The sequence below is a fragment of the Streptomyces soli genome (assembly GCF_003999195.1).
In the GTDB taxonomy this organism is placed as follows: domain Bacteria; phylum Actinomycetota; class Actinomycetes; order Streptomycetales; family Streptomycetaceae; genus Actinacidiphila; species Actinacidiphila soli.
In genome coordinates this window covers 1-7,612 of record NZ_RJVR01000054.1, presented here as the reverse complement: position 1 = coordinate 7,612, position 7,612 = coordinate 1, and the positions used below count along the sequence as shown (strand labels likewise).

The 7,612-nt window shown below is 67.2% G+C and carries 3 protein-coding genes and 4 pseudogenes; 5 read left to right on the top strand and 2 right to left on the bottom strand.

Annotated features, from left to right (window positions below):
• A pseudogene (locus tag EFK10_RS46950) lies at positions 1-180 on the top strand (hypothetical protein); the annotation flags it as partial.
• Between the two features lie 370 nt (positions 181-550).
• On the opposite strand, the gene EFK10_RS03605 reads toward EFK10_RS46950, so the two are convergent.
• Complete coding sequence (locus tag EFK10_RS03605; RefSeq protein ID WP_206305290.1) at positions 551-1,273, bottom strand: hypothetical protein; 723 nt, start codon at positions 1,271-1,273, stop codon at positions 551-553.
• A 733-nt stretch (positions 1,274-2,006) separates the two neighbouring features.
• On the opposite strand from EFK10_RS03605, the gene EFK10_RS03595 reads away from it, so the two are divergent.
• Together EFK10_RS03595 and EFK10_RS03590 are read left to right on the top strand one after the other, a co-directional pair.
• Complete coding sequence (locus EFK10_RS03595) at positions 2,007-2,189, top strand: hypothetical protein (RefSeq protein WP_127354320.1); 183 nt, start codon at positions 2,007-2,009, stop codon at positions 2,187-2,189.
• 649 nt (positions 2,190-2,838) lie between these two features.
• A complete protein-coding gene (locus tag EFK10_RS03590; protein ID WP_127354319.1) occupies positions 2,839-5,691 on the top strand; it encodes an alpha/beta hydrolase in 2,853 nt (950 codons plus the stop codon).
• A 593-nt stretch (positions 5,692-6,284) separates the two neighbouring features.
• Here the strand turns inward: EFK10_RS03590 and EFK10_RS03585 are convergent.
• Positions 6,285-6,548 (bottom strand): annotated as a pseudogene (locus EFK10_RS03585) (transposase); the annotation flags it as partial.
• 558 nt (positions 6,549-7,106) lie between these two features.
• Here EFK10_RS03585 and EFK10_RS03580 point away from each other — a divergent pair.
• Positions 7,107-7,349, top strand: a pseudogene (locus tag EFK10_RS03580) (acyl-CoA dehydrogenase family protein); the annotation flags it as partial.
• A pseudogene (locus EFK10_RS03575) lies at positions 7,346-7,612 on the top strand (oxygenase MpaB family protein); the annotation flags it as partial. The pseudogenes EFK10_RS03580 and EFK10_RS03575, both read left to right, overlap by 4 nt.

Genomic DNA, 7,612 nt, shown 5'->3' with positions numbered 1-7,612 from the left:
GGCAGCAAGGTCACTCTCCAGGAGAAGGTCGGGGGCCGGTGGGTGTCCCTGGCCAGCGCCACTGTCAACCGCAGCAACGACTACCGGATCACCGCCAAGCTCGGCTCCAAGGGCAAGCAGACGCTGCGCGTCGTGGACGCAAGCACCGCCTCCTCGTCGGTAACCGTCGTCGTCTACTGACTGCGGCCATAGCCTTTCTCAGTAGAGGACAAAGCCCCCCGCACCGGCACGGCCGGTCGGGGGCTTTGCCATGAGTCAGCAAGCCCCCGTGCACCAGCAGGGCGATGAGGAGCAGCCCGAGATGTAGCGGCCTCACCGCGCTGCTCCGGACCGCCTCCATGAACAACTCCAGCCACGCCAGCAGAAAGTCGGCACGGATGCGTGTAGATGATCTCAGTGAACCGGAACGTCGTCTGTGGGAGGCATTCACGAGCGGTGCCGAGGTCGATCTGCGGCGAACCATGGCAGCGGATCAGTCCGACGGTGACGGTTCCGGCTGGGGCCCCAGCGCACCGTGCGGGCCGCCGTCATCCGCGTCATGCGGACCCACCTACAGCTGTGCGATGTAGTGGTAATTACCGTGGCCGCGGGTGCGTTCCAGGGTCTGGACCACCGTCCGCGGGTCGTCGTAGGGGCCGCCGAAGTAGAACGGCTTGCCGTCCCGGCCGAAGCCGATGGCGGGCAGGTCCCCTGGCGGGATCCCCAGGTGCACGGCGGCGTCGGTGAAGCCGGGCGCGGGTTCGAAGCCCAGGGAACGGGCGTAGGCCACCGCGCCGTGCACAATCCGCTGTGCCTGCTCCACGCCGATCGACAAGGGCGGGTGGTCGAAGGCCGAGTAGTACGTCGGTACATAGGCGGTCAGGGAGCCGGACCCCATCACCTCAGGACCGGTGACATTCTTGACCCCCAGGCAGTACACATCCACCAGGAACCCGGTGACGGTCACCTTGCTGGCACGCTCCTGGCGGGCCAGCAGTACCTGGGCGAAGCCGCCGGTGTCCGGGTCCGGTTCCTGGCCGAGCGGGTCGGCCGCCGCCCAGTCCAAGGCACCGGCCATGTCCAGCCCCGCGCTCCAGCCCGCGTTGACCCAGCAGCCCACCACCGGCCGCTCATCGAGTGCGGTGTGCGCCTGTGCCGCCTCGGCGACCCGCCTCACCAGCGCGCTGGCCTGTGCGGGGCGCAGTCCCAGCGCCTTCGCGATCTGCTTGGGAGCGCTGCCGCGCTCCCTCATCTCACGGACCCGGGCCAACAGTTCCTCATCGTGCAATGTCACAGTGACAGTCTGCCACCTCCGCTCCGCCCCCCCGTACGGAGCACTTGCGGCTGCCGCCGCCGAGCGTGCTGCCGAGGCCAAGACGGACGTGACTGTTTCGCGGGGCGCGTATTTCGCGATACCGGCCCTGCCTCACCCACATCCGATACGAACATGTGACTCCTCCACTCCGTAAACGGGGTGGCGCCCGAATCCACAGCGAGAAAGGCATCCGATGGGGCGGACGCCCCCTCGCCAACGCTGCATGACCCACCAATCCGGTGAACCATGCGGGCAGAGCACTTCTAGACAAAAACCCCGAACCTGCGCCGCTCACCCCTGGGGAGGCCACCACCGCCGCGGTGACCGCCACGCTGCTCGGCGGCGCTGCCGTTACGCTGCAGGGAATCGGAGACCTGCTGCGCGCCCAGCAGCCCGGCACGGGCGTCAACCCGATCGCTGCCGGCCGGGTGTGACTCCATTTGTCCTACGTCGCCTGCCACGGGAGCGCCCGGCCGTCTGGGGTGCCCCTAACGGGACACGTCCGCGCCGGTCCGACGGCAGCCGCCATCGGTGAGGATGGCAGTACGCCGACCCCGTACTCACGGCATCGGTCGACGAATTCTCGTTTGGTGGCAGGAAGCCCAGCCCAGACCGAGCACTACTGCGTGCGGCTCCGCGCAAGAACGACGTCCAGCACGAGCAGGAACAAGGCCACCCTCCGACAAGCTCCGACGGTTCCCACAGTGGTCACATGACAACCGGCACCGCCCAGACCAGTCGCTCCAGCAACGCCCCCCAGGCTGCTGAGACCGGCCAGGTATTTTCAACGATTACCAGCAAGCAACCTGATTGCGACCACACTGATGACCCGGTCAACGACCCGATCCGAGGTTTTCTCGCGCGACCCGGCTCCCAGTACGCAGCAGCCATGTAGAGGCGTCCCGCCGCCTTACTCATTGCCCCGATGCCACGTTCAATGGGCACACTGCCAGGTCTCGACGCCGACCAGGATCTGCGGCAAATCCCTCGCCGCTGATCGACGTCCCGCAGCACTTCTACCCCGCCGGATTCGCCGATCCTTCCCCGACATCGCCAGGTGCGCTGAGCCGGGGCACAGTCCGCGGCGTGGCGGCAGGCGGTGTCTTGGCCCTGCTCCAGCGTCAGGCCCCCTGATCCCCTTGCATCATGACCATCATTTACCAGGACGCGCTACGTGCGGTGGCGAGACCTCCAGGCCGGTGCGCTCCGGGACCTGCCCTTCTGCGGGACCCGCATGCAAGTCGCGCCGTGCGTAACCGGGTGCAGGAGTTCCTGAGAGGCGTGACTGGACCAGGCGGCTGGGGCGCCGCAGTCCCGGTAGCACCCAGGGCTCTCTACCGCCGCCGTGCCGAAGCGATACCTGGTCGCCCGTCAAATAGCTTTCTGCACAACGGTAGTTGAATTCGGCATGCACCGCACGGGGGTGGAACACCCGGGTAACAAGATTGACTCGTCGAATTCACGGGGCGTGCATAGGTTGCGATCCGCTCGGCACTCGTCATGGCGGCGGGTGCATCAAGTCCGTTCGCGAGTAAGGCTATAACTTGTCTCGAATAACTCGGCGCGCGAGATGTGTCGCTGCGGCACTGGCACTTGCGTGCCTTACAGCCACCCTGGGCTACGGGACCGCCTCGGCGGCCACCGACGCCCACGCCGGCCAGCTGGCCTCCGGCCACAAGTGGTCCATCACCCGCGTCGCAGGCGGCTTCCGGATCACTCTCGACCTCGACAAACAGCTCCCTGTCACCGCCAGCGCCCCGACCCTCTCGGTCGACGGCAAGGATCTGGGCCCCGCCACGGAGGCCACCGACGGGAAGTCCCTGTCGTTGGTCACCACCGACCCCTCAGTCGTGAGTGCCTCGTCGGTGACCACCGACGCCTTCGGGTCGAAGTCCACCAGCACCCCAACACCCCTTGCCCCGCAGCAGGCCGAGCCCAAAATCACGTCGAAACTGCTGAATGCCGACCCGTCGAAGCTCGGTGACCATCACGTCTTCGAGGCTGTGTACAACTTCGGCGACCAGGCGATCCCGCTGCTCAACATCGGCGGCACCCGCGGCGAGCTCGAGGGCAAGGTCTACCTACCGGACGGCGCCGGCAAGAAGCCCGTCGTGATCTTCGAGCACGGCCGTCACTCTGCCTGCTACGGTCCCGGCACACCAAACCCGGCGCAGTGGCCCTGCCGCACCTCACCGGACAGCACCGAGCAACGCTCGCCGATCCCCAGCTTCCTCGGCTACGACGCGCCGGCCCGCGCCCTGGCGAGCAACGGGTACGTCGTAGTCTCCATCTCGGCCAACGCGATCAACGCCAAAGACAACCAGCTCGCCGCCGACTACGGCGCCCAGGCCCGGGGCGAGCTCATCCTCGACACCCTGCGGATGCTGAAGAAGGCCAACGCCGGTGACAACGTGGTCTACCACGACGCGTTCACCGACCGGAACGTCAGCCTCGGCCAGGCCCTCACCGGTGGAATGAAGCCAGCTGACCTGGTCGGGAAGCTCGACCTTCACAACGTCGGGATCATGGGCCATTCCCGCGGCGGCGAAGGAGTCGTGGCCGCCTCGACCCTCAATGACGCCCTCCCGGTCTCACAGCAGTTCGGGATCAAAGCGGTACTCCCGCTCGCGCCCGTCGACTACGACCGGATCTCCCTGCCGAACGTGGCGACGGCGACGATCCTGCCGTACTGCGACGGTGACGTGGAGAACCTGATGGGCCAGCACATCATCGACGACTCCCAGCACAGCTTCAACGACAACGTGCTCCGCTCCGCAGTCCTGGTGATGGGCACCAACCACAACTTCTTCAACACCGTCTGGACTCCGGGCGGCTGGCCCGAGGGCACCGCCGACGACTGGCTCTCCTACGCCGTTGGCGCCAACGACCCGGTGTGCGACCCCTCGTCCGCCACCACGACACGGCTCACTCCTTCCGAGCAGGTCAAGGTCGAGACCGCCTACGTCGCAGGCTTCTTCCGGCTCACTCTCGGTGGCGAGAAGCAGTTCCAGCCGCTGTTCGACGGCTCCGATGTGACCGCGCCCTCGACGTCGTTCGCCCACATCACCGTCACCGCGACCCAGCCGGCGAAGTCACGGGTGGACATCAACACCTTTGAGAACCCCAGCTCCGCTGTCCACGTCTCCGGTGACGCCACCGCCGGCGTGTGCGCCGACATGGGCGGCCAGGGCGGCGTAACCCTCCCTCAGCCGTTGCCGTACTGCTCCACCACACTCAACGAGGCGGCCGTCCCGCACTGGTCACCGGCACAGTGGGCGTGGAACGTCCCGTCCTCGCCGATGCTGCATATGAGCTGGACGTCACCGAGCGGTCAGCTGCGGGTCACCGTCCCACCGGCTGACCGGAACGTCAGCCACTTCCAGCAGATCTCGGTGAAGATGGCCGCTGATGAGTTTGTGACCACCGGAACCGACCTCACCATCAGCGTCACCGACGGCGCCGGACACACCTGGTCCTCACCGGTCTCCGACCTCAACCCGAAGGCCGTCACCCGTATGCCGGGGGTCAGCTCACCCTGGTTGCGCAAGGTGATCCTGCAGCAGGTGACGATCCCGACCTCGTCGCTCGCCGGACTCAACCTGACCGATGTGCGCGAGGTGCGATTCACCGCCGCAGCAGGCGCCGACGGCACCGCGTCCGGTGGCGTCTACATATCCGATCTCTCGGTCGAGAACCGGGCCGTCGGCGTACGACTCCCCGCGCAGCAGGCGACCGTGAACCTGGCGCCGGCGAACGTCGATGAAGGTTCCGGTCCGGGGACCGCCGAGGTGGCCGCAGTGCTGTCCCGTCCGGTCGGCCACCCGGTCACCGCCTACGTCAGTGCGTTCGGCTCCGCTACCGGCAAGGCCGGAACCGCGATGCAGAAGGTGACCTTCGCTCCCGGCCAGACGTGCGTCCCGGTGCCAGTCACGACGTATGGCGACACGCTCCCCAGTGCTACCCCTGCCACGTCGTTCAAGGTCTCGGCGACCGACGTCGCCGGCGCGGTCATGGGAGACAAGGGATTCAGCACCCTCACCGTCCGCGAGGACGACGGAGTCACCGGCGGTACCCCGGCACCCGAGGTCGGCGTGCCCGGCAACGTCTGCACCGAGTACGCGGCGTCGAGGACACCCGGCAGGCTGCAGGTCAAGAACGCCGTTGTCGCCGGGGCGACCACCATCCTCAGCGCCAGCGGCTACCGCGTCGGAGAGAGCGTTGAGTTCCGCCTGGGCTCGACGACACTCGGCCGGGTGCTCGCGAACAGCACGGGCACAGTGTCCATCACGGCGGCGATTCCCGCCGACACCTCGCGCGGCAAGGCATCACTGACCGCGGTCGGCGCAGGCTCCGGACACACCGCCACGGCGGAGGTGAAGGTGCAGGCGGCGCACTAACAGCGGACATGAACGCCGCGGCCGGGGACGTCCCCGGCCGCGACGTCGTGGCGGAGCAGTCTCACGGCCGTCACCCGCACGATCGCGGTCGCCCCGCCCCTTTTGGGGTCGGGCGGTTCTGATTTGAGGGCGCCCGTTCCATTGAAGCGTGCGGCGACGCGTGGTTGAGACTTCGCTGGGGGGAATCAGGAGCGAAGCCGCAGGCGACGCGGCCGCTCTTGGGGTGCAGAAGGTGCCGCAAGGTCGGGGGACATCCGTCACGTCCAGGAAAGTACGAGGGATCTGCGGTTGGTGCCAGTCAGTCGTCCCAGTGAACCGCCGACTTGTATAGGGGTAGCGGGACGCGGTCGGGTTGGCCGCTCGTAGCGTGCCGTAGGACGCTGGGCCGGGTGACTCGTGAACCGTCTGCCGCTCTTCGGGGCTGGCTCTCCCGGGGTATGTCGCCGGTCCGGCGTCCGTTCGCTGTCCGACTCAACAGAGGGCGTAGTAGGTGGAAGGGGCGATCTTGCAGTCGTGCTCGGTGAGGACGCGGCAGATCGGCTCGACACCGGCGAAGCGGACCTGGAACTCGTCGATGAACGCTACGAGCGTGTGTGTGGCCGGTCGAGCTCGGCCGCGAAGAAAGACGCCGCGGCTTTGAGGATGTCATTCGCCCGCCGCAGTTCGGCGTTCTCGTTCTTCAGCCGCTTCATCTCGGCTGATTCCTCCGTACTCACCCCGGGCCGGGCGCCGGCGTCGACCTGGTCCTGCCGCACCCACTTGCGCAGCGTCTCGGTCGAGCCGATGCCGAGCTTCGAAGCCACAGCTTTCATCGCGGCCCACTCGGTGGCGTGATCGGGTCGCACCTCGGCGACCATCCGCACCGCACGTCGGCGCAGCTCAGCGGGCTAATTCGAAGGTCGTGCCATGACTCAATCCTCTCAGAGAATCGAGCGTCCATTCGACCCGGAGCGGTTCAGTCGACCATGCCGATCGGTTATTTGGTGACTACGACGCTCGTTGCGTGGTGCACGTTTTTCGCTGTGGCGTCTCCAACGAGCTGCCGTTCGTTGCCCTTTACTGGCTCCTCGCCTCGACGTTGTTGGCCATCGGCGAGGTGATGTCCACTCCTGGGGCGGTTGGGTGGCGTTCGGCCTGGCCGTCTTGGCGGCAGTCGGGCTGCGTCCGTGAACGCCGGGGTGGGGCAATGATACCGTGGTGGCCCTGATCGCCTTGAGTTCTGGTGGGTGGGTGGGCTTCGGGTTTCCTCGTCGGAGCTTTGCCGGTCTGGGCCTGGGCGGGAAGTGCGAGTACCTCCCGCCCGCGGTACGGGCGCGTCTTGTCGACGTTTCTCTCCCGCCCTGCGGGAGCACCCGAAACAAGACCTTGACCAGCATTCGTTCATGAGCAGGCCCACCACTGAGTCGGCCCTGGGCGACGGCACGCTGAGCGCCGCGGACGCGGCCAAGGCCAAGTGGTGGGCCACCAAACTCCAGACGAAGACCGTCGACCGCTGCCTCCAGCTGCATGGCGGCTACGGCTACATCGCGGAGTACGCCATCGGGCGGTCCTACCTCGACGCCCGGATCCAAACCATCTACGGCGGGACCACCGAGATCATGAAGGAGATCATCGGCCGGGATCTCGCCGCCACGACTACCGAGAGGGCAGAGCGATGACGCGGCTCAGGCGCGACCACTGGCTCCGGCATATCGAACATCTCGACCCCGAGTGGGACTACGAGGAGATCCACCGCATCTCCACGGCCCACGAATTCCCCTGGGACACCGTCCAGGCCCTCAGCTTCGCCCTCTACCGCACCTACGCCGTACCCAGTGTCGGCCAACTCCTGGCCACCACAGGAGAGCTGACGAAGCGGCCGCAGCAGCGGTACGACGACACCGTCCTCATCCTCGACGCCGTTGCCGAGCACGGCATCGCG